This is a genomic window from Peptacetobacter sp. AB800 (genome assembly GCF_047807365.1).
In the GTDB taxonomy this organism is placed as follows: domain Bacteria; phylum Bacillota; class Clostridia; order Peptostreptococcales; family Peptostreptococcaceae; genus Peptacetobacter.
Genome location: NZ_JBLOUI010000039.1, coordinates 1 through 24,072 on the forward strand (window position 1 = coordinate 1; position 24,072 = coordinate 24,072).

Here is a 24,072-nt window from a genome sequence, read left to right on the forward strand (position 1 = left end):
CTAAAAGAGGATTAATAAGTTGCTTAGATTATTATATGAAATTGAACCGCGGAGTGCCGAACGGCACGCTCCGTGGTGTGAGAGGGGCTACAAGTTAGCCCCTACTTGATTTTTTATAATTGTAGCTGCATAGATATTTCATCGTCGTATTTTCCGTCTATGCAAATATAGTCCTTTTTTATTCCTACAGTTTTAAATCCATATTTTTTATAAAGATTTATTGCAGCGCTATTTTCCCGTCTTACAGATAGAACTATATTTTTAATATTTTTTTCTTCTGCAAACTCTATAATTTCTTTTGTTATAGCATTTCCAATACCTATTCCCCAAAATTCTTTAAGGACAGTTATAGAATATTCTACGTTGTGAGATAATCTTAATTCAGCAGAAGAATTAAGCTCTGCAATGCAACAAAGAACTTCATCTATAAAACCAAGAATCATTATAGTCTTACTATTTCTATTGATGTTTGAGATTACTATTTTTTCTTCATAAGGTGTTACAAAATATTCATCAGATGAAAAAGATAGATTATCGCTTTCATCTGAAGTTACTTTAAAGAAATTAACCACAGTTTCTGCATCAGCTGTGATAGCATTTCTTAATGATAATATATCACCATTTAAAAGTTTTATGTCTTTCTCAAAATAAAAGGGATTGTTATTCCCTAAAAATTCACTCATACAAACTCACTCCTTACAGAGTTCATAATATCAGAGAGAATATACTATGTCTACAATAGATATATAGTTAACATTAATACAATTATAGAAAAAATTAACATTGTATTCACAATAAAGTGTTAATAGGATATAATATATACTATATGCAATTTATTAAATTGGAAAAGAATACTCTTGATTTATTAAATTGAGATTCAATATAGTTAAAATGAGGACGGAGGTAATAAGTTTGGAAACAATAAAAGGTCTAAAAAGAAGCTGCTATTGTGGCGAATTAAGAGCTGAAAATATAGGACAGGAAGTTGTACTTATGGGATGGGTACAGAAAAAGAGAAATCTTGGAGGTCTTGTATTCGTTGATTTAAGAGATAGAGGCGGAATATGCCAGATAGTATTCGATACAGATGTTGATAAAGAAGCTTTTGAAAAAGCTGAAAAACTAGGTTCAGAATATGTAATAGCTGTTAAAGGTGAAGTTAGAGAAAGACAGTCTAAAAACCCTAACATGCCAACAGGAGATGTTGAAGTATTCGCAAATGAATTAAGATTACTTAACAAATCAGAAACACCACCAATATACATAAAAGATGACGATGATGTTTCAGAAGCATTAAGATTAAAATATAGATATCTTGATTTAAGAAAACCAAAAATGCAGAGAAACTTAATGTTAAGACATCAGGTTACTAACATAGTAAGAAGATACTTAACAGAACAGAACTTCTGTGAAATAGAAACACCATTCTTAGTTAAACCAACTCCAGAAGGTGCAAGAGACTACTTAGTGCCAAGTAGAGTTAATGAAGGTAAATTCTATGCATTACCACAGTCACCACAGTTATTAAAACAGTTACTAATGGTTTCTGGTATGGATAGATACTTCCAAATAGTAAAATGTTTCAGAGATGAAGATTTAAGAGCAGACAGACAGCCAGAATTCACTCAGATAGACACAGAAATGTCTTTCGTTGAAGCAGAAGACGTTATGACAGTTATGGAAAAAATGGTTCAGGAAATATTCAAAGAAACTATAAACGTTGATATAGAACTTCCTCTACCAAGAATGACTTACGCAGAAGCTATGGACAGATATGGTTCAGATAAACCAGATACTAGATTTGGATATGAATTTGTAAACATAACTGACTTAGTTGAAGGATGTGGATTTAAAGTATTCGCTGACTGTGCTGTAAAAGGTAAGAGTGTTAGAGGGATAAATGTTGAAGGAATGGCTGAAAAATTCCCAAGAAAACAGATATCTCACTTAGAAGACTGTGCTAAAACTTACAAAGCAAAAGGGCTTGCATGGATGAAAATAACTGAAGAAGGAGTAACATCTCCAATAGCTAAATTCTTCAGTGAAGAAGATTTAAATGCAATAGTTGAAAGAATGAACGGTAAAGTAGGAGATTTACTTCTATTCGTTGCTGACAAAGACGCTATAGTTTATGATGCGTTAGGACAGGTAAGACTTGCTGTTGCAGAAAAACTAGGAATATTAGAAGAAAAGAAAAATCAGTTCAACTTCTTATGGGTAACAGAATTCCCACTATTTGAAGAAGATGAAGAAAATGGAAGATATGTTGCTAAACACCATCCATTCACTTCTCCATTAGATGAAGATATAGACAGACTTGATACTGATGAAAAAGATACATTAAGAGCAAAAGCATACGATATAGTATTAAATGGATACGAAGTAGGTGGAGGATCTGTGAGAATATCTGACTCTGAAGTTCAGAAAAAAATGTTCGCAGCTCTAGGATTAAGTGAAGAAGAAGCTTACAACAAATTCGGATTCTTACTAGATGCTTTCAAATATGGTGCACCACCACACGCTGGTATGGCATTTGGACTTGATAGATTAGTTATGCTACTTGCAGGAGTAGATAATATAAGAGAAGTTATAGCATTCCCTAAAAACCAGAACGCTATATGCCCAATGACAAATGCTCCAGCTCCAGCAGAAGATGCTCAGCTTGAAGAATTAAGCATAAAAGTAGATATAAAAGAAGAAAACTAATAATTATATTTTTAGAAATGTAAAATAAAAGTTAAATAAAAAAATAAAGATAGACAAAATTATTAGAAAGATATATAATATCTATTACAGAATAATATAAAATGATAATACTTCTCGAAGGGGAGTAGCTTACACAGTTAAGTGCAGTTGGTCGTCAATACAGCATATATGCTCGGTCAACTGGCGAGGATAGAATGTTAACCTTGATAGCGAGACCTTCAAAATAGACAACGGTTTATTTTGAAGGTTCGTATCAAGGTTTTTTTATTACTCAAAATAAATCAAAAGGAATCATATCTATTAGAGAAGAAAAGGAGGAATACTTATGTTTTATCAGAAAAATTATGAAGAAGTTTTAAATGACTTAGAATCAAACGAAAATGGTTTAAGTCAAGAAAAAGCAAAAGAACTTTTAGAAAAACATGGCTACAACGAATTACAGGAAAAAGACAAAGTACCTGTATGGAAGCTATTTTTAGAAAGTTTTAAAGATCCACTAGTTATAATACTTCTTATAGCTGCAATAGTTCAGATTGCATTAGGTGAAACTATGGAATCTTTAATAATATTTGCAGTTATAATACTTAACAGTATACTTGGTGTTGTTCAGACAAAGAAAGCTGAAAGTTCATTAGACAGTTTAAAAGCTTTATCTGCACCAAACGCAAAGGTTATAAGAGATGGAAATAAATTAACTATACCTGCTAAAGAATTAGTACCAGGGGATGTAGTAATACTTGAAGCAGGGGACTATGTACCAGCAGATGGTAGATTAATAGAAGCACAGACATTAAAATGTGTTGAAGGAATGCTTACAGGTGAATCAGAACCAGTATTAAAACACACAGATGTTATAGCTGAAGAATCTCCTCTAGGAGATCAGAAAAATATGGTATTCAGTGGTTCAATGGTAGTTTACGGTAGAGGAACATTTGTAACAACTGGAACTGGTATGAACAGTGAAATGGGTAAAATAGCGGGACTTCTTGAAAATGCAGACTCAAAACTTACTCCACTTCAGCAAAATATAGAAGCATTCAGTAAAAAATTAGGTGTTGGTATAACATTACTTGCACTATTAATATTCGGAATACAGGTTGGTAAAGCGTTCATAATGGGAACAGGAAATATGGGTGAAGTAGTTCTTAGCTCATTTATGTTCGCAGTAGCAATAGCAGTTGCAGCAATACCAGAAGCATTATCATCAATAATGACTATAGTTTTAGCAGTTGGAACAAATAATATGGCTAAAAAACAGGCTATAATAAGAAAACTTCCTGCAGTTGAAACATTAGGTTCAGCAAAAGTTATATGTACAGATAAAACTGGTACACTTACTCAGAACAAGATGACAGTAGTAGATTTATATATGAATGGAACTGAATCAGAAGTTATGAATTCAGCAGAAAGCTATGAATCTAATATACATAGCAGATTACTTACATTATGCTCAGTATTATGTAATGACTCTGCAATAGGTAGTGAAGGTCAGGAAATAGGTGACCCAACTGAAACAGCTTTAATCAACTTTGCAAATAAAAATGGATTAAACTATGAAGATATAAGAAATGAAAATCCTAGAGTTGAAGAATTACCATTCGACTCAGATAGAAAATTAATGACAACTGTAAATAAAACTAGAGATGGATACTTTATGTTTACTAAAGGTGCTCCAGATATAATTTTCTCTAGATCAAAATATGTTTTAATAAACGGAGAAAAGAAAGAACTTACAGAAGAAATAAAACAGCAGTTTAGAGCTCAGAACGAAGGATTCTCAAATAGAGCGCTAAGAGTTTTAGCATTTACATATAAAGAAGTAGAAGAAGGATTTGCTCCTTCAATAGAAGATGAAGATGATTTAACATTAATAGGTCTACTTGCAATGATAGACCCTCCAAGAGCAGAAGTAATAGATGCAGTTGCAGAAGCTAAAGAAGCTGGAATAAAGACAGTTATGATAACTGGTGACCACAAAACAACAGCAGCTGCAATAGCTAGAGAAATAGGAATAATGGAAGAAGGAGACTTAGCTTTAACAGGTCAGGAATTAGATGCACTTACAGAAGAAGAACTAGATGAAAAACTAGAAAAAATAACTGTATACGCAAGGGTTTCTCCAGAAAACAAAATAAGAATAGTAAGAGCTTGGCAGAAAAAAGACTGTGTATCAGCTATGACAGGTGACGGTGTAAATGATGCACCAGCTTTAAAACAGGCAGATATAGGTATAGGTATGGGTAGTGGTACAGATGTTGCAAAAGATGCCAGTGATATGGTACTAGTTGACGACAACTTTGCAAGTATAGTAAATGCAGTTGAAGTTGGTAGAACAGTTTATAGCAATATAAAAAAATCTATAACATATTTATTCGCAGGTAACTTTGGAGCGATAATAGCTATACTATTTGCAGTATTTGCTAACTGGACAAATCCATTTACAGCATTACAGCTTCTATTCATAAACCTTGTAAATGACTCACTTCCAGCAATAGCACTAGGATTTGAACCAACTGAAAGAGGAACAATGAAGAGAGCTCCAAGACCAGCAGGTGAAGGTATATTAGCTGATGGAACAATGCAGCGTGTAGTATTTAGAGGTATTGTAATAGGTATAGTTACAATAATAGCCCAGTACATAGGAATGCAGGTATCACCAGAATTTGGTGTAGCTATGGCATTCACAACATTAATATTTGCAAGAACATTACAGACAATAGCAAGCCGTTCAAATGTAGATCCTGCAGTTAAAATAGGATTCTTCTCAAATAAATATGTTATCGGTGCTATGATAGTATGCTTCTTATTATACTCAATAGTATTAATACCAGCAGTAAGACCAATATTCTCAATACCACTAGCATTTGGTATGCAGGAACTTGGAATATGTATAGGACTTGCATTAATATCAACTCTTGTAATGGAAGTTGGTAAAATATTTATGAGAAATTCAGTTAAATAATTTAGTAAATAGAAAAATCCACAACGAAAAAATAGGAAGTCTTAGGACTTTCTATTTTTTTGTTAAACAAAAGAGAAAAATTAACTTTATTGAACTATTTTAGATAATAAGATATAATGGTAGGAGTTAAAAAAATATGTATATAGGTGAGGGAAAAAATGAACAGAAAAGATTTACTTCAAAAAATATTGGTATTCAAAAGAAATCTATCATTTACTTATTACAAATTTCTTTCGACTCCACATGAATATTATCCAGGTGAAAAAATGCATATGAGGGAAGTGCATGTAATCACAGAAATAGGTGAAAATGGATTGGATAATATCAGTGAACTAAGCGAGAGGCTGAATATAACTAAAGGTGCAGTTTCTCAGTATCTAAAAAAATTAGAGAAAAAAGGGTTCATAGAAAGGGTACAAGAAAGCGAAGATAAAAGACAGTATTCTGTTAGATTGACTGAAAAAGGAAAAGAACTCGACAAAATACATACTAAATACGATGAAGAACAATACAAAAAAGCATATCCTTTCTTTAGTGAATTTACAGAAGAAGAACTAGAACTTATCTGTAGATTTGAAGCAAGATTTGCTGAATTTGGTGAAGAAATGCTAAAATACGAAAAAGATGAAAATTCTGATTGGGGAAAGAACTACATCTAAATTAGTAGTATTGACAAAAGAATAGTAAAAGATTATTATAAAGATAGTTTAGTGACTAAATGATATAGTTGTAATTTACAATATCGTAGTACTGAACTATTTTTTTGGAATATAGTTTAGTAACTAAAATAAAAATAGAGGTGATAATTTTGGTATATTCAATATACTTTAGTCCAACAGGTGGAACAGAAAAAGTTGTAGAAACACTAGCTTCTGTTTGTGAAAGTCATGAAAAAATAGATTTAACTCCACTTAAAGCTAAATCTAATAATGAGTTTAAAGAAGAAGATGTATGTTTAATAGCTGTACCTTCTTATGGAGGTAGAGTACCAGCAGTTGCAGTGGAAAGAATTTCTAAATTAAAAGGAAATAATGCAAAAGCAGTTGCAGTTGTTGTATATGGTAATAGAGATTACGAAGATACTATGTTAGAGCTACAGGAAGTATTAGAAAATTGTGGCTTTAGAGTAGGTGCTATGGTTACAGCAATAGCAGAACATTCTGTAGAAAGAACTGTTGCTGCAAATAGACCGGATTCAAAGGATATAGATGAATTAACAAAATTTGCAAAAGAAATCAAAGAAAAATTTGATTCAGGTGATATAAACACAGAATTAAAACCAAAGGGAAATAAACCATACAGAGAATATAATGGTATACCTTTAAAACCAAAAGGATCTAGTGCATGTAATGGATGTGGTATATGTGTAAAAGTTTGTCCTGTTGGAGCAATTTCTAAGGAAAAACCTAAAAAGGTCGATAAAGAAAAATGTATATCTTGTATGCGATGTATAAAAGTATGTCCATCTAATGCAAGAAAGGTAAATCCGATAATGAAAGCAGTAGCTGGTAAAAAACTTAAAAAATCATGTGCTGATAGAAAAGTAAACACTCTATTAATATAAAATTTTTTAATAAAGGCAAAGCAATAGACATTTAAATACGATGATAAAATAATTTGTCGTATAAAATTAGTTATTTGTTTTGCCTTTATTTTTTTGATTTACAACATAAATAAAATGTAATATAATTGAATTTATATAGTTTAACGAAAATTGAGAAAATTTAAATTAAAAGTTAGACTAATTAATAAAATAAAAATACCAATTTAAACGAATAAAGTAGAAAAAACTAAACCGAAATTTATCAAAATAGGAGGAGATTTTTATGAAACTATGGGGAGGACGCTTTAGAAAGTCTGAAAACAAATTAATGGAAGAATTTAACCAGTCTTTCGGATACGATAACGTTCTTTATAAAAAAGATATTGAAGGAAGTTTAGCACATGTATATATGCAGGTGAAATGCGGACTTTTAACAGAAGAAGAAGGAAAGGCTATAACTGATGGACTTGTTGGAATACTTGAGGATATAGAGAGTGGAAAGCTACCACTTGATGGAAACTACGAAGATATTCACACATTCACAGAAGCTAATCTTATAGAAAGAATTGGAGAAACAGGAAAGAAATTACACACAGCAAGAAGTAGAAATGACCAGGTAGCTGTAGATATGAGATTATATGCAAAGGAAAAAGGTGCTGAAATAGCAGATCTTACAGCTATGTTGAAAGATACAATAAAAGCAAAAGCAGATGAAAATCCATGTATAATGCCTGGATACACTCATCTACAGAGAGCACAGGTTGTAACATTTAAACATCATTTAATGGCGTATCACAGCATGTTTTCAAGAGATGAAAAGAGACTTAGAAATGCTCTTGAAATATTAGATGAATGTCCTCTAGGGTGTGGTGCACTAGCTGGTACAACTCACGATATAGATAGAGAAATAACTTCAGAAAAATTAGGATTCAAAAAACCAGTAGATAACTTTATGGATGGTGTAAGTGATAGAGATTATTTACTTGAACTTATGTCAGATTTCTCAATAATAATGATGCACCTAAGCAGATTAAGTGAAGAACTAATACTTTGGAGTTCACAGGAATTCAAATTTGTTGAAATAGACGATTTATATTCAACAGGAAGCTCAATAATGCCTCAGAAGAAAAATCCAGATGGTGCAGAACTTATAAGAGGTAAAACTGGAAGAGTGTATGGAAACTTATTCTCACTATTTACAGTAATGAAAGGAATTCCTCTAGCTTATAATAAAGACATGCAGGAAGATAAAGAAGGATTCTTTGATAGTGTAAGAACTCTTGAAATGTGCTTAGAAATAATGGCTAGAATGATAGAAACTCTAAAAGTTAGAGATGATAACATGAAAAAAGCTGTAAAAGGTGGATTTTTAAATGCGACAGAAGTTGCAGATTATCTAGTTAAAAAAGGAACTGCATTTAGAGATGCACATGGAATTGTTGGAAACATAGTAATCTACTGTGAAGACCATGATAAAGCAATAGAAGAATTGACTTTAGAAGAATTAAGCCAGTTCTCAGATGTATTTGATGAGGAAATATACGACTTCATAGATTATGAAAACATATTAAACAAAGGAATCAAAAAGAACTTAAAATAAGTAAAATAAATGGGCTGTTGCAGATTTTGCAGCAGCCCATGTTTTATTTTATTTCTTTCTTGGTTTACCTGTATCCTTTTTTATAGTCTTATCTTTTGATTTACTTGCTTTTTTCTTTTTCTTCATCCGAGCTTTTTGTTTTCTTTTAAATCTTCTATAATATTTTTTTACTAGCTTGTAAGCAAGTAAAATTAAAAATGCTATAATAGCAATTTTTAGAATAGTTAAAAGAAGTTTAAAGAAAGTATTTTCTGTTATAGCAGCAAACTTGCTAGTAACATCATTTTTAGCAACTAAATCTATAGTCTTAAATTTATCGCCATTCTTATAAATATAGAACTCCCCAACTTTATCTCCGGCGCTTAACGGAAGAGAAGTATCCTGTAAATCAGTTTTGAATGTATACTCATCTGTAACAGTCTGTCCCTCAGGAAGTACTACAGTAAAGCTTTCTTTTGGCTGATACATAAGCTTTTTCTGTTTAGAGAACCACTTTCTCTTAGTATCTACGTAGTCAGCTTTATCCATTATTGTAAATGAATCGTAGTTTTCAAATCCGTAGTCTATTAATGTTCTAGAATCTACATAAATTCCTTCGTTAGTTGAATTAAATACTGCAGAGATAATTCTCTGATTGTCTTTAACAGCACTTGTTAGAAGACATTTACCAGCAGCATTTGTAAATCCTGTCTTTATACCATCTACAATATCGTATTTTATATCTATTCTCTTACCTTTATATGTTATCTTTTGGTGAGAAGTAAGGAATTTATTAGAGTTTGTATAAACTCTTTCGTGAGGATACTGTTTAGTAGGCTTGAATTTTACTGATTTAGTAGCTACGATTTCTCTAAATACTGAATCAGACATACATTTTCTAGCTATTAAAGCCATATCCTTTGCAGTTGTGTAGTGGTTTTCATCAGGCAATCCATTTGGATTGTTGAAGTGAGTACCAGTACATCCTATTGCCTCTGCTTCTTTATTCATTAAATCTGCAAATTTTGGTATAGAGCCGCTTACATGTTCAGCCAAAACATATGCGACGTCATTGCAAGAATGAACCATTAGAGCTGTAAGTAGTTCTTTTACTGTAAAAGTTTCTCCTTTTTTAAGGAACATACTAGATGGCTCTATGTAAGGAAGGTCGCCTATAGTTATTTTTTCGTTCAAATCTGGAACATGTTTTATAACCAAATAAGCTGTCCACGCCTTTGTAGTAGAGGCAGGGTAAATTTTTACGTTTCCATTTTTCTGATAAAGAACTTTACCAGTTTCATAATCCATTAAAACAGCACTTTTAGCTTCTAAATTTACTACCTTTTGATCAGCAAATACACTTCCTATTGATGTAAAAACTGATGCAAATACTAGTAAGAAGGCTATTAATACTGAAGATATTTTTTTCATTTAAAAAACCTCCGAAAATTTCAAATATACTTTTTTAGTATAACACAGTTGTGTCAATAATAGAAATGAAAGGAGTGATAAGAATGGAAAAAAATAAAAAAACACTTATCTTCGCAGCGATTGTGATAGGTCTTTGCGCAATAGCTGGAGTAAAAATTTTTGAAAGTGAGGGAAATGCAAGATATGAGATTGCTCAGAGTGAGGAAATTGAAAAAGAAAGTACAGATCCAAAACAGAGTAACGACACTTCTCAGAACACAAACAATTCTCCAACTACAGAGGTAACTGTATATATAAGTGGAGCTGTAAAAACAGAGGGTGTTGTAACTATGAGCTCAGAAGACAGATTATCTGATGCGATAAAAGTAATGGGCGGCATTGTTGAAGGTGCTGATATGAATGCTATAAATCTTGCAGAAAAGTTAGTTGATGGAAAGCATTATGTAATTCCAAAACAAGGTGAACAAATTCTAGTTGATGTAAATGCAGGTGGAGGAACATCTGGAGGAGCTGCACAAACAGCGGGAGGAAATGCACAGGGACAAGGTGGACTTGTGAATATAAATACCGCAACTTTAGAGCAATTAGATACACTTCCTGGAGTTGGGGAGGCAACTGCAAACAAAATAATAACCTACAGAGAAGAAAATGGTGGATTTAAAACTATTGAGGATTTAAAAAATGTAAAAGGTATAGGAGATAAAAAATTTGAAGATATGAAAAGCAGTATATGCGTGTAGAAATAGTATTGTAAATATTTAATAAGTCTATAGTTTTTTTATTAGGATTTGGAGAATTTATCTATTATACGAGATAAAAAAATATTGCCATTAAAAGATATTTGTTAAAAATGTAAGATAAAATAAGAATAAAATTAAAAAAATAAATTTATTAAAAAATTCAAAAAAGCTAGTTTGATTAAAAAAATCAAGCTAGCCTTTTATTTTGTAGATGAAGCTTAATTAATTATATATAAAACGTAAAAAATATGTTAATATAATAGTGCGAACTTATTAGAAAAAACGATAGATATAAATAAAAAAACAATAAATGCCTTATATAGAATTTGAAGAAAAGAAAAATATAAATAACGAAAAAATTTAAAAACAGGGGGAATTCAAGATGGCAAAAGAATATAAAAGATTAACAGAAATGACATCAGCAGGAGGGTGAGCTGCTAAAATAGGGCCAGAGGTTCTGGCTGACGTATTATCTCAGTTACCAAAAAATGACAACGAAAAAGTAGGAAACTTATTAGTAGGACTAGATACAGCAGATGACGCTGCAATATACAAATTAGATGATGAAAAAGCTCTAATACAGACATTAGACTTCTTCACTCCAATGGTAGACGATCCGTATATATTTGGACAGATAGCAGCGGCAAACTCATTATCAGACATATACGCAATGGGTGGAGAACCAATAGTTGCAATGAACATAGTTTGCTTCCCATCTTGCCATGATATGCAGGTACTTGCAGAAATATTAAAAGGTGGATTTAGTAAAGTTAAAGAAAGTGGTGCATTACTAGTTGGTGGACACACAGTAGACGACAAAGAACCAAAATACGGATTATCTGTATCAGGATTAGTTCATCCAGATAGAGTACAGGCTAACTCAACTGCAAAACCTGGAGATAAATTAATACTTACTAAACCAGTTGGTACAGGAATACTTTCAACAGCTATGAAAGAAGATTTAGTATCTCAGGAAGTAGTAGACAAAGTAATAGAAACAATGGTACATCTAAACAAATACGCAGCTATGAGTGTTAACAAATTTGAAGTACATTCAATAACAGATATAACAGGATTCGGATTATTAGGACATGCTATGGAAATGGCTAAAGCATCAGATGTAACAATAGAAATAGATTCTAAAAATGTACCTATATTAGATGGTGCAATAGAAATGGCTCAGATGGGTATAGTTCCATCAGGAGCATATAACAATATGGGATACATACAGGACGATGTTATGAAGGATGAAAGTGTACCAGAAAGTGTAGAAGATTGTCTATACGATCCTCAGACATCAGGTGGATTACTGGTTGCAGTTAGAGCTGATCAGGCAGATGATATAGTAAAAGATATGCTTGCAAATGGATCAATAGTTGCAGAAGTAATAGGTGAAGTTAAAGAAAAATATGAAAACGGAAAATACATACATGTGATATAATCAAATAAGGGAAAATAATATCTAAATATTAAAAAGAAAGAGTGGTCAGGTTGAATAAAAAAGAATTATTTAAAATGCTTCCTTCAGTAGATGAAGTATTATCACAGAAAGAAATAGAAGAATTAATAGAAAAATATCCAAGAAGCATAGTTCTTGAATCTATAAGGGAAGTAATAGATATAAATAGAAAGACAATAGTCGCTATAAAAACAGAAGAAGAAGCTGAAAAATTCTCTCTTACTATGGAAAAAGTAATAGAAGAAACAGAAAAAAAAGCAAGAGATAATTACGCTCTTTCTTTAAAGAAAGTAATAAATGGAACAGGAACAGTTCTTCACACAAACTTAGGTAGATCTTTAATAAGTGAAAAAATTAAAGATGAAATATGGACAGCAGCTTCAAGATACTCAAACCTTGAATACGATTTAGAAAAAGGTGAGAGAGGATCAAGATATGTTCATTTAACTGATATGATAAAAAGATTAACTGGAGCAGAAGATGTTTTAGTAGTAAACAACAATGCTGCAGCAGTCATGCTTGTTCTTAGCACAATGGCTAAAGGTGGAGAAGCTATCGTATCAAGAGGGGAACTTGTTGAAGTTGGTGGATCATTTAGAATACCGAGTGTTATGGCTCTTAGTGGGGCTGACCTTGTTGAAATAGGAGCTACAAACAAAACACATCTAAAAGATTACGAAGAAGCTATAACAGAAAACACAAGAGCACTTATGAAAGTTCATACAAGTAACTACAGAATAATGGGATTCACAGAATCAATATCTGTTGCAGAGCTTGTTGAATTAGGTAAAAAATACGACCTACCAGTAATAGAAGATTTAGGTAGTGGTGTATTTATAGACTTATCTAAATACGGTTTAGAATATGAGCCAACTGTACTTGACTCAATACACCGGGGTGCTGATATAGTAACATTCAGTGGAGATAAAATGCTTGGTGGAGCACAGGCAGGTATAATAGTAGGTAAAAAGAAATACATATCTGCAATGAAGAAAAACCAGTTAACAAGAGCACTAAGAGTCGATAAACTTACAATATGTGCACTTGAAGCAACACTTAGAATGTACTTAGATGAAGAAGAAGCAGTTAAAAACATACCTACATTAAATATGATAACAATGCCTATGGAAGAATTAGAAAGAAAAGCTAATCTTTTATATGCAGAAATAGAAAAATTAAACCTAGATGCAGATGTTCATATAGAAGAATGTCTATCTCAGGTTGGTGGAGGATCTATGCCTCTTGAAACAATGAAATCTAGAGGAATTGCGATAACTCCAAACAATATGAACGTATCTACACTTGAAAGAAAATTAAGACTTAGCGATTCTCATATAATAGCTAGAGTTTATGATAATAAATACGTTCTTGATGTTAGAACTATATTCGAAGACGAGTTTGTAGATGTAGCTAATGAGCTTAAATTAGCTTTTATGTAATTTAGTTGTAGCTCGGATTCGAAATTAGGAGGAAATAAATATGAAACACATTATAGTAGGGACTGCCGGACATATAGACCATGGTAAAACAACACTTATCAAGGCTTTAACTGGTAGAGAAACAGATACCCTTGATGAAGAGAAAAAAAGAGGTATTTCGATAAATCTAGGATTTACTTTCTTCGACTTACCTAGTGGAAAGAGAGTAGGAATAGTAGACGTTCCTGGACATGAGAAATTTATAAAAAACATGCTAGCTGGAGCATCTGGGCTAGATATGGTAATGCTTGTTGTTGCAGCTGATGAAGGTGTAATGCCACAGACAGTAGAGCATATAGATATACTATCATTCTTAAATATCAAAAATGGTCTAATTGTATTAACTAAGAGCGATATGGTAGAAGAAGAATTCAGAGAATTAGTTAAAGAAGATATAAAAGAAAGAATGAAAGGTACATTCCTTGAAAATGCAGAAATATTAGAAGTTGACTCTGTATCTAAGAGAGGTATACCTGAGCTTATTCAGAAATTAGACGATATGAGTGAGCAGATAGAAGAAAAGAATGAAAACTCACCAGCAAGACTTAATATAGATAGAGTATTTACAATAAAAGGTCATGGTACTGTTGTTACAGGTACTCTTCTTGAAGGTAAGATAAGCGTTGATGATGATTTAGTTGTATATCCAGAAAACCTAAAAGCTAAAATAAGAAGTATTCAGGTTCATGGTGAAGATGAAAATACTGCTTATGCTGGACAGAGAACAGCTATAAATATTTCTAATGTTAAAAAAGATGAGATTGGAAGAGGCGATGTTCTTGCAGCTCCAGATTCACTAGAAGAATCTATGATGCTAGATGTTAAGATGAACATGATTAAGCATGTAGATAAGACATTAAAACATTGGGATAGATTAAGATTATATCATGGAACAAGAGAAATTCTTTGTAGAGCAGTTCCTCTTGATAAGGAAGAGATTGCTCCAGGAGAAAGTGGATTTGTTCAGTTAAGACTTGAAGAAAGTATAGTATCTAAAAAAGGAGATACTTTTGTTGTTAGAAGTTATTCACCAATGGCTACAATAGGTGGTGGTGTAATAATAGATGCTTCACCTAAGAAACATAAGAGATTTGATGAAGATGTAATCGAAGCTCTAAAAGTTAAAGAAAAAGGTGAACTTCACGACATACTTGAAGAGTACTTAAAACACAACTCTAAAAATTATCCTACAGTTAAGGATATGATGAGTTATAGTGGTGCTCACGAAGAGGATATAAGAAAAGCTTTAGATAAGTTATCTGAAGAAGGTAAGATATTTGTGATTGGAAATATGTACATACATACTAATCACTACAAGAAATTATCTGAAAAGGTAAATGAGCTTCTTTCAGATTACCACAAACACAATAGATTAAAACCAGGTATTTTAAAGGAAGAGTTAAAATCTAAGGTTGAAAGTAAATTTAAACCAAAAGAATTCGATATAGTACTTGCTGCATTTGAAAGCGATGGACTTATCAAAATCGCTGGAAATGTTGTTTCTTTAAAAGATTTTGAGGTTGTTTTCAATGAAAAACAGAAAGAGAATAGAAACAGAATGCAGAAAATGCTTAAGAAGTGTGGGTTTGAGTCTGTTCCAACTATAGAAGAGATAACAGGAAAAGATGTTAGAGCTAAAGAGGTTTTAGATGCTATGATAGGCGATTCTGTTGCTATGCTTGGTGATGGATATATTATGGATATGGAAACTTATAATAAGGCTAAGAAGATGCTTGTTGATTATATAAATGAGCATGGAGAAATTACTCTTGGAGAGTATAGAGACTTGATTGGATCAAGTAGAAAAAATTGTATGATAATATTAGAAAGTTTCGATAGAAATAGGATAACAAAGAGAATCGAAAATAAAAGGGTTCTTATGTAAGGGAAGAGGAAGAAGTATGCTTTTGCTCCAGGCAGTCGAGCTGCATTGTCGCTGCAAGCATACATTCTTCCTCTTTTTTTACGTAGAGAACCCTTTTTATTTTGATTCCTTGTTGTTATTAGGGAAGAAGGATGTGTTTGCTCTAGGTGGTTAGTTAATTGTTGCTGTAAGTATATATTCTTCCTTTTTGTTGTAAATAGATTTTAATAATGTTGTTATTGGAAAGTAGAAATGGAGTTTTTTATGTTTGGATATTTTAAATTTAGGACAGTTTTGCTATAATAAGATTGATTTTATTATGAAGAGGAGGGATTCTGTGAAGAATAGTAAATTTGTGCTAGGTGTTTTAGTTGTTCTTATTGTTGTACTTAGCATAATGTTAGGAATGAATATAAAAGTTTATATGGATAATAAAAATGAGTCTATTTCTAAAAATGAGACAGTACAAAAGGAAGCTAATAAAGAAAATGAAGAGAATCTTGAAAAAGAGGAAGAAGTAGAACCGGAAGAAGAAACATTAGAAGAATGGCAAATAGAATGTAAGGAGGAACATGTTCCATATGGATATGGTATGTGTTCAGATGCTGAAAGTCATAGAATGCAGAGTAGAGATTTGAGTAGTACTTCGCTTAGTGGGTATCCAGGGAATAAAACTGATATAGAAGTTGGTATAGATTGGTATAAAAATGAATGTTTAAGTATGCATAATGGGGAATGTGAAGAGATAGGTGAGCATCAAGCGAAAATATTAGCTACAGAAGATGCCTATGATGAGTTGACAGAATTTGGGCTTGATAGAGAAACTGTATATTATTATATTAGAGAAGGTGCATATAATGGTTTCCAATATGCTAGATTCTATCAAGGTCAAGAAGATATGAAAGACTATATATATGTAAATTCTCCAGAACATATGTCAGGATTAAGTTGGGAGCGTGGATTTAGAAATACATTTGAGAAGTACAAGGATTATAAATAAATTTCAATTTGAAAAATAAAAACTAAATAGGAAATTTATTGAAAGTAGGGGAGAATTTCTTCCCTACTTTTATTATGTCTAAAATTATTGAAATTGTAGTTAAAAGATAGAATAATGAAAAAATAAGAAAAGTTCCAAGTAAAACAAAAAGATATTTAAAATATATAAAAGATGAGATATAATATAAATGAATTACTAATTTAGAAAGGGTTGACTTAGGTATGCTATCGTTGTTAAAATCTACAGACAGACAGACAGACAGACAGACAGACAGACAGACAGACAGACAGACAGAAACTATAAGCCTATTCTTTTCTATGAAAAAAGTAAATATAAAATTGTTTATAAATGCAGAATAATCTAAAGGGATTACTCTGCATTTTTTTATACAAAAAGCAATCTAAACCCAGTAGAATTGTTTTTAAGAAAATAAAATGGAGGATGAAATTATGAAAACACCAAAGCATTTAGCAACTGCTATGGCAGTAGCAATGGTAGCAACTAGTGTAGCTCCAGTAATGGCAGCAACAACAACTAGTAACGAAGAAATAATAGGAAAAAATAGAACGGAAACAGCAGTAAAAATAAGTCAGGACGGATGGAAAAGTGCAGAAACTGTAATATTAGTTAATGATTCTGCAATACCAGATGCATTAACAGCAACTCCTCTTGCATATGCAAAAAATGCTCCAATACTTTTAACAGGCAAAGATGGATTAAGCAAAGAAACAGCAGATGAAATAAAAAGATTAGGTGCAAAAGATGTAATAATGATAGGTGGAGATGCAGTTCTTACATCTAAAGTAGAAGAAGGTCTAAAAGCATTAAAACTAAAAGTAGACAGAATAAAAGGATCTACAAGAGAAGAAACAGCTCTAGCAATAGCTAAAAGATTAGACGGAATAAAAGACATTTCTGAAATAGCAGTAGTAAATGGTACAACTGGTCTTGCAGATGCGGTATCTGTTGCAGCTGCAGCAGCTGAAAAAGGAATGCCAATACTTCTTGCAAATCCTAAAAAAGGATTAGCAGTAGCTGAAAAATTCATAAAAGGTGAATCAATAAAATCATCATTTGTAATAGGTGGAAAAACTGTATTACCAGAAAAATTAGTATCAGCTCTACCATCTAAACAGAGAATAGAAGGATCAAACAGAAATGATACAAATGCAAAGGTTATAGAAAAATTCTATGTAGGTAAAGAATTAAACAACGTATACCTAGCAAAAGATGGAATGGGAGATTCAGGACAGTTAATAGATGCATTAGCAGTTGGAGCACTTGCAGCTAAAAATGGAGCACCAGTATTAATAGCTTCTAAAAAATTAAGTGAAAAACAGGTAGATGTAGTTAATACTAAGAAAACTGCGACAATAACTCAGGTTGGTGGAAAAGGTAACGAAGGTGCATTCAGCCAGTTAAAAGAAATAGAAAAATCAGAAGTAATAAAAGTTAAAAATGAAGCAGAACTTCAGGAAGCATTAAAGAAAGCAAATGCTAATGATGTTATAGAAATAGAATCAAGTGCAAGTATATCAAAAGATGTAACTTTATCTACAAATAACGCTGTTGAAATAAATGTAAAAGGTGATTTAAAAGGAGAAGTTACTGTAAAAGCTCCAAATGCAGATATTAAAAACAGTGGAAGTATAGGTACTTTAGTTGTAAAAGATGGTAAGAATACAACAATAGAAAATACTTCTGGTGGTAAGATAGATAAAGTAGAAGTTGATTCAAGTTCTGAAAATGTTAAAGTAGAAAATAATGGTAAGATAGATAAGGTTGAAAATAATGCATCTGGTACTAATATAGAAAATAATGGTACTATATCAAAACCAATTACTGGTACAACTACACCAAATGTTGAAGGAAACAAGCCAGGCGGTGGAGATACTTCTGGAGGTGGATCTTCATCAGGAACAGTTACGCCAAGTGTTAAATACTACGATGTTGCGACTAGTAGTGAATTAGCTGATGCTATAGCTAATGTCAAAAAAGGTGAAGTTATACGTTTAATGGATAATATAACTGTTGACAAACAGATTGCTCTATCACCATCAGGTGAAACAATAATAGACTTAAATGGATTTACACTTACTTCTGAATTTGAAGTAAATGATGAAAGTGGAGCATCAATTGAAAATGTAGAGGCAGGAGAAATATTAACTATTAAAAATGGAAATTTAAAGACTAAAGCAAAAACAGTAACAAATTCTTGTATAGATGGTTATGCTGGAGGAACTATCAATTTAGATAATATTGTATATACAACAAGTGGAAGTGGTGTATTTTTAGCAGGAAAAAATGCAACTGCAAATATTATAAATACAACAATAAATTCTCAAGGATATTGTGTAACTACAAATGCAAAAACTAAAGATAATCATGGTGTAATATATAACTTAAAAGGATCTACATTTAATGGCGGAAGTGGAGAACATGATGCGGGAACAGCTATTTTAGTAAATGTACCAGGTATATATACTATTGATAATTGTAAAATTCAAGGATACTTACAAGGTTTAGTAGTTAGAGGTGGAACTGCAACTATATCAAATACTACTATTACAAATACACTTAGTAGTAGTGATTTACTAAATTATTTTGATAATAGAAATTGGGGTTCAGGGAATATGGTAAATCTTGCAGTATTAACTGTAGGAAATAAAGCTCCAGGTTCTTATCAGTATTCTACAAATGTTGAATTAAAAAATACTAAGCTTATAAATGGTAATAGAACACATATGAGTCCTGCTATATATATGTGGGGAAATGATGGCGAAGGATTAGGAGCAACTTTAAAATACGATAATTCTTGTACAATAGACGGAGATATAATACTAGGAAATGATAAATGTATAATAAATGGAGTACAAGGACCTCTTCCAAAACCAGTAGAACCAGAAAAACCAACACAACCAGAAAAAACAGAAACAACAACTAAATAAATAATAAAAAAGCTGCCATTTTGGCAGCTTTTTCTGTATGTGCGATGATATTATTTAATTAAAGTCATGTAAGCCAAAATTGGCAAACCGATAAAATATAATATAACAAAATTATATCTAAAAATCAGCCAAACGTAAAGGAAAAAATAAAAAAATCATTTCAAAATCTAAAAAAACAAATCAACAAAATAATTCATTCAAAAAGAACTAAAAATTACCTTTCCTTTACTTAACAACTGTAAAATCATCATTTAAAATCTCAAACTCATCCTTGAATCCCTTAGTCAAGTAAACTTTCTTATCCTTAGTAACGAAAACAGCTTCAACATTATCTATACTCTCAATCAGTTTCTTACCATCTTCAAGCCCAAGAGCAAATGCAGATGTAGAAAGTGCATCGCAGTTTATAGACTTATCAGAGATGATACTAACACTAAGAAGATTATTATCGAATGGATAGCCATCTGCTGGATTTAGTATGTGATGATACTTCTTGCCGTCTTTTTCAACAAATCTCTCGTAAACACCAGAAGTTACAACAGATTTATTACTCACCTTAACACTTGCGAACGAATCATTTGCGTTTTCGATAGGATTTTTAAGACCAATGTTAAAATCACCAATAGTCTTGATATTTCCACCTAAGTTTATTATAGCTTTTTCGACTTCACTAGCTTTTAAGTATAGAGCAACTTGGTCTGCTGCGAAACCTTTAGCTATTGCGCCTAAGTCTATTTTCATACCTTTTTTCTTTAAGAAAACAGTATACTCCTTATCAAAAGTTTCATTTTTTCCGTCACCATCTTGATCAGTTTCTAGCTTAATCTCCTTAGCTTCTACATTCTTGTAGTCTATTAAAGGTATGAGAGCGTCTATTTCAGATTTTTCAGGAACTCTAGCATCCTTTTTACCTATAGACCAAAGATCGCTGACAGGTCCTATACTTACATCAAAATTGCCATCAGATATTTTTGAGTAGTGTAGAGCTTCTTTAACAACTTCATAAGTTTCTTCTGAAACTTTGACAGGTTTGATACCTGCATTTTTATTTATTTTGGAAACATCACTTCCTGGAATTTCTGTACTCATAAGGTTGTCGATATTCTTTACAACATCGTCGCACCCTTTAAGTATTTCCATTGCTTTCTTTTCTTTCTTTCCATATACTGTGACAGTATTCACAGTTCCTAAATAGTAGTTTGTCTGAGAGTAGTTCTCGTCCATATTAGGTCTAAATATAAAATATCCTGCAACTAATAATATTATTAGTACAACAATTTGTGGAGCAGATTTTCTCATTTTTTAATTCTCCTTGTCAAAATTTATAGTCATTTATAGTCGATAATATCAAATTATGATATGATAATTATATCATAATTGATAATAAATTTATTATACAAAAGAAAATAACGGATAGTTTATTAAGATTAAGGATAGAAATTTGTTAGATATTATTATTTGGAAAATTTTTTTGTGGGAAGGAAGTTATTATGAAAAAGAAAGATTTTATTTTGATTGCGGTTGTACTAGTTGCAGTTGCAGCACTTTTTGGATATACAAAGTTTAAGGATGCAAATGAGAAAGCTGCATTTGTAGAAGTTTATAAAGATAACGAGCTTTATAAAGAAATTCCACTAGATGAGGAAGCAGAATTTACTATAAAGGATGGAGAGCATATAAATAAGGTCAAGGTCCACGATCATGGTGTTGAGGTGATTGAGGCTAATTGTCCAGACAAGGTGTGCGTTAAGACAGGATTTATCACTAAGCCGAGCCAAAGTATAGTTTGCATACCTAATAAACTGAATATAAAGATTGTAGATAATAATTCGAGTGATGATATAGATGCAGTAGTTCAGTAGAGATATGGAAGATATTATTTTGAGAGGAGATTTTTAATGAATATATATAACGAAGAGAGTTTTACTAAAGAAGCGTGGAAAAGTTTAATAAATACAGATTGGAAAGATATACTTAGTGATGAGTTTGATAAACCGTATTTTGAGAAGTTAAATGAGTTTTTAAAGGGTGAGTACAAGGAACACGAGGTATTTCCTAAAAGGGAGGATATATTCACAGCTTTAAATCATACATCATTTAAAGATACTAAGATTCTACTTTTAGGTCAGGATCCATATCACAATGATGGTCAGGCTCATGGGCTTGCATTTTCAGTTCTTCCAGGAATTAAAACACCACCATCACTTAAAAACATGTATAAGGAATTAAATGCAGAGTATGGTTGCTTTATACCAGATAATGGGTATCTTATGGATTGGGCAGATCAGGGAGTTCTTCTTTTAAACACATCGCTAACCGTTAGAGCACATGAGGCGAACTCTCATAGCAAAAAGGGATGGGAAAAGTTTACAGATAGAATAATAGAAATTTTAAATGACAGAGAGGATCCTGTGGTGTTTATACTTTGGGGAAATAATGCTAAAAAGAAAGTTAAACTAATAAATACAGACAAACATTACATATTAGAGGGGACTCATCCAAGTCCACTTTCTGCAAATAGAGGATTTTTCGGGTGTAATCATTTTAAAAAGGCTAATGAAATATTAAAAAGTATTGGTAAAACTGAAATCGATTGGCAGATAAATAATTTAAAAGAAGATGAGCAGATGAGTTTAATATAGTTTTTTTCGATTTTTTTATTTATTTTTTGAATAACACTTGCAAAAGAGTATTCTATGTGTTATATTATTACTGTTGAAAAAACCACGGGGGTGGATGGGTGCTGGTGTGCCCTCTAGTCTTCAAAACTAGTATGAGGGGTTAGGAGCCTCTTAGGTGGGTTCAATTCCCACGCACTCCCGCCAATACAGTATATTATGGAACCTGAATAAAGGTTCCTTTTTTTATATATTCTAAATATTTACTTGGAGGAATTAAAAAAATGATGGATTGGGAAAAAAGAACATCTCTTGTTGTGGGAGATGAGGGAATAGAAAAATTAAACAATGCAAGTGTGATAATATTTGGAGTAGGTGGTGTCGGTGGATTTGCAGCTGAAGCAATAGCAAGAGCTGGAGTTGGAAATATCACGATAGTAGACTTTGACGATGTTGATATAACAAATATAAACAGACAGATAATAGCACTTCACTCTACAGTTGGAAAGATGAAAGTAGACGTATTTAAAGAGAGAATAAAAGACATAAATCCAAATGTAAACATAACTGCAATCGCTGAAAAATACACTCCAGAAAATGGAGAAGAACTGCTAAGCAGCGGTGATTTTGATTACGCAATAGATGCAATAGATATGATAACTTCTAAAATACATCTTATAGAAACTTGTACTAAAAAAGGAATCAAAATAATAAGTTCTATGGGAATGGGAAACAAACTAGACCCTACCAAAATAGAACTTACAGACATATACAAAACTAGCATGTGTCCTCTAGCTAGAGTAATGAGAAGAGAATTAAAAAACAGAGGAATAAAAAAACTAAAAGTCGTATACTCAACTGAAAAAGCAATAGAGCCAAAAGAAAAAATAATGAACGGAAACAAAATGACTGCAGGAAGTGTATCATTTGTACCATCTGTGGCAGGATTAATAATGGCATCTGCTGTAATAAATGACTTATTAGGTGAATAATCAATACATAATAAATGACTATAAAATAAAAAATAGCTAATCAACTAAAAAATAGATTAAGTTGTTAGCTATTTTTTATTACTTATCAAAAAAAGTGATTACTACTTCACCTTCATCTTTAGGCTCTTCAAATCCGTTATAATACATTTCAAATGTTTTTTCATCTATAAATTGAGAATTAGCATCATGATTTTTGTTTCTAGATTCTATTCTCTTTTTTAAGGTTTCCTTATCAATTTTTAAATATATAAGCTGTATATCTGCACCAAGTTCTTCTAAAAAATTTTTATAATATTTTCTAGTGGACTTATTCCAAAAGCTGAAATCTATTACAAGATTTTTATCTTCTTTTATATAATTTACTATGTCATTTTGAAGTTTAGACTCTACAATTGAGGAAAGTTCTTTATAATTATCATTTGGATAATCTATTCCTCTAGCTCCGTATAATTTCCACATTTCCTCATCTATGGAAATTCTTATAAATCCTTCTTTTTCTTTTTTCTTTGCAAATGTGGTTTTGCCAGACCCACAAACTCCACACATCATAATTACCTTGCTCATAAAAATATCACATCCTTTTAATTTACCTTTATTCTTCTGCTGAAGCCATAATAAGTATATCTCCAGGCAGTAGTTTTCGCTCTGTTAACTTATTTAGTATTGAATCTCGACCCCGGTAGGGTTTACAATGATTTCACCCAAAAACACATTCCCCCTACGGAAAGGAGTCGAGAAAATTGAAACCTTAC

General features: G+C 31.8%; 19 protein-coding genes and 1 tRNA gene. 16 read left to right on the forward strand and 4 right to left on the reverse strand.

All coding sequences use genetic code 11. The features are described from left to right. Nucleotides 1-113 precede the first annotated feature (113 nt). The gene (locus tag ACK2WN_RS09905; protein WP_118548823.1) at nt 114-683 is read right to left on the reverse strand and encodes a GNAT family N-acetyltransferase; all 570 of its coding nucleotides are present in this window, start codon (nt 681-683) and stop codon (nt 114-116) included. A gap of 229 nt (nt 684-912) precedes the next feature. Here ACK2WN_RS09905 and aspS point away from each other — a divergent pair, with 229 nt between their 5' ends. From aspS to argH, 5 genes are all read left to right on the forward strand, one after another. Next, on the forward strand, nt 913-2,706 hold the full coding sequence (aspS, locus tag ACK2WN_RS09910; RefSeq protein ID WP_416155468.1) for an aspartate--tRNA ligase: 1,794 nt from the start codon (nt 913-915) through the stop codon (nt 2,704-2,706). A 325-nt stretch (nt 2,707-3,031) separates the two neighbouring features. Next, a complete protein-coding gene (locus ACK2WN_RS09915) occupies nt 3,032-5,668 on the forward strand; it encodes a calcium-translocating P-type ATPase, PMCA-type (protein WP_416155469.1) in 2,637 nt (878 codons plus the stop codon). 158 nt (nt 5,669-5,826) lie between these two features. Beyond that, on the forward strand, nt 5,827-6,327 hold the full coding sequence (locus tag ACK2WN_RS09920; RefSeq protein ID WP_416155470.1) for a MarR family winged helix-turn-helix transcriptional regulator: 501 nt from the start codon (nt 5,827-5,829) through the stop codon (nt 6,325-6,327). A 140-nt stretch (nt 6,328-6,467) separates the two neighbouring features. After that, a complete protein-coding gene (locus ACK2WN_RS09925) occupies nt 6,468-7,232 on the forward strand; it encodes an EFR1 family ferrodoxin (protein ID WP_416155480.1) in 765 nt (254 codons plus the stop codon). A gap of 262 nt (nt 7,233-7,494) precedes the next feature. Next, complete coding sequence (gene argH, locus ACK2WN_RS09930) at nt 7,495-8,811, forward strand: argininosuccinate lyase (protein ID WP_329999095.1); 1,317 nt, start codon at nt 7,495-7,497, stop codon at nt 8,809-8,811. A gap of 48 nt (nt 8,812-8,859) precedes the next feature. Here argH and ACK2WN_RS09935 read toward each other — a convergent pair whose 3' ends face one another. After that, complete coding sequence (locus ACK2WN_RS09935) at nt 8,860-10,221, reverse strand: D-alanyl-D-alanine carboxypeptidase family protein (RefSeq protein WP_300531779.1); 1,362 nt, start codon at nt 10,219-10,221, stop codon at nt 8,860-8,862. Nucleotides 10,222-10,304: 83 nt separating this feature from the next. On the opposite strand from ACK2WN_RS09935, the gene ACK2WN_RS09940 reads away from it, so the two are divergent. From ACK2WN_RS09940 to ACK2WN_RS09970, 7 genes are all read left to right on the forward strand, one after another. After that, the gene (locus ACK2WN_RS09940) at nt 10,305-10,961 is read left to right on the forward strand and encodes a helix-hairpin-helix domain-containing protein (RefSeq protein WP_416155471.1); all 657 of its coding nucleotides are present in this window, start codon (nt 10,305-10,307) and stop codon (nt 10,959-10,961) included. 382 nt (nt 10,962-11,343) lie between these two features. Continuing rightward, complete coding sequence (selD, locus tag ACK2WN_RS09945; RefSeq protein ID WP_300531511.1) at nt 11,344-12,402, forward strand: selenide, water dikinase SelD; 1,059 nt, start codon at nt 11,344-11,346, stop codon at nt 12,400-12,402. Between the two features lie 74 nt (nt 12,403-12,476). Then, entirely contained in the window at nt 12,477-13,859 is a 1,383-nt protein-coding gene (selA, locus tag ACK2WN_RS09950; protein ID WP_243412067.1) for an L-seryl-tRNA(Sec) selenium transferase, read from the forward strand. Nucleotides 13,860-13,899: 40 nt separating this feature from the next. Continuing rightward, nucleotides 13,900-15,783, forward strand: coding sequence for a selenocysteine-specific translation elongation factor (gene selB / locus ACK2WN_RS09955; RefSeq protein ID WP_416155472.1), 1,884 nt, complete (start codon nt 13,900-13,902; stop codon nt 15,781-15,783). Between the two features lie 316 nt (nt 15,784-16,099). Continuing rightward, nucleotides 16,100-16,762, forward strand: a complete 663-nt coding sequence (locus tag ACK2WN_RS09960) for a hypothetical protein (RefSeq protein ID WP_416155473.1) — start codon at nt 16,100-16,102, stop codon at nt 16,760-16,762. Nucleotides 16,763-16,983: 221 nt separating this feature from the next. After that, nucleotides 16,984-17,121: a hypothetical protein gene (locus ACK2WN_RS09965; protein ID WP_416155474.1), complete on the forward strand. Its 138-nt coding sequence runs from the start codon at nt 16,984-16,986 to the stop codon at nt 17,119-17,121. Between the two features lie 90 nt (nt 17,122-17,211). Continuing rightward, nucleotides 17,212-19,710, forward strand: coding sequence for a cell wall-binding repeat-containing protein (locus ACK2WN_RS09970; protein ID WP_416155475.1), 2,499 nt, complete (start codon nt 17,212-17,214; stop codon nt 19,708-19,710). A gap of 225 nt (nt 19,711-19,935) precedes the next feature. On the opposite strand, the gene ACK2WN_RS09975 is transcribed toward ACK2WN_RS09970, so the two are convergent. Further along, nucleotides 19,936-21,009: an FAD:protein FMN transferase gene (locus ACK2WN_RS09975; protein WP_416155476.1), complete on the reverse strand. Its 1,074-nt coding sequence runs from the start codon at nt 21,007-21,009 to the stop codon at nt 19,936-19,938. A 191-nt stretch (nt 21,010-21,200) separates the two neighbouring features. Between ACK2WN_RS09975 and ACK2WN_RS09980 the strand changes: the two genes are divergently transcribed. From ACK2WN_RS09980 to ACK2WN_RS09995, 4 genes are all read left to right on the forward strand, one after another. Continuing rightward, nucleotides 21,201-21,572, forward strand: a complete 372-nt coding sequence (locus ACK2WN_RS09980) for a NusG domain II-containing protein (protein WP_416155477.1) — start codon at nt 21,201-21,203, stop codon at nt 21,570-21,572. 36 nt (nt 21,573-21,608) lie between these two features. Then, entirely contained in the window at nt 21,609-22,352 is a 744-nt protein-coding gene (locus ACK2WN_RS09985) for a uracil-DNA glycosylase (protein WP_416155478.1), read from the forward strand. Between the two features lie 86 nt (nt 22,353-22,438). Continuing rightward, nucleotides 22,439-22,535: transfer RNA gene (locus ACK2WN_RS09990), tRNA-Sec, on the forward strand. 77 nt (nt 22,536-22,612) lie between these two features. Next, a complete protein-coding gene (locus ACK2WN_RS09995; RefSeq protein ID WP_300528522.1) occupies nt 22,613-23,320 on the forward strand; it encodes a tRNA threonylcarbamoyladenosine dehydratase in 708 nt (235 codons plus the stop codon). Nucleotides 23,321-23,398: 78 nt separating this feature from the next. Here the strand turns inward: ACK2WN_RS09995 and ACK2WN_RS10000 are convergent, their stop codons facing one another. Further along, a complete protein-coding gene (locus ACK2WN_RS10000; protein ID WP_416155479.1) occupies nt 23,399-23,884 on the reverse strand; it encodes an AAA family ATPase in 486 nt (161 codons plus the stop codon). Nucleotides 23,885-24,072: the final 188 nt, after the last annotated feature.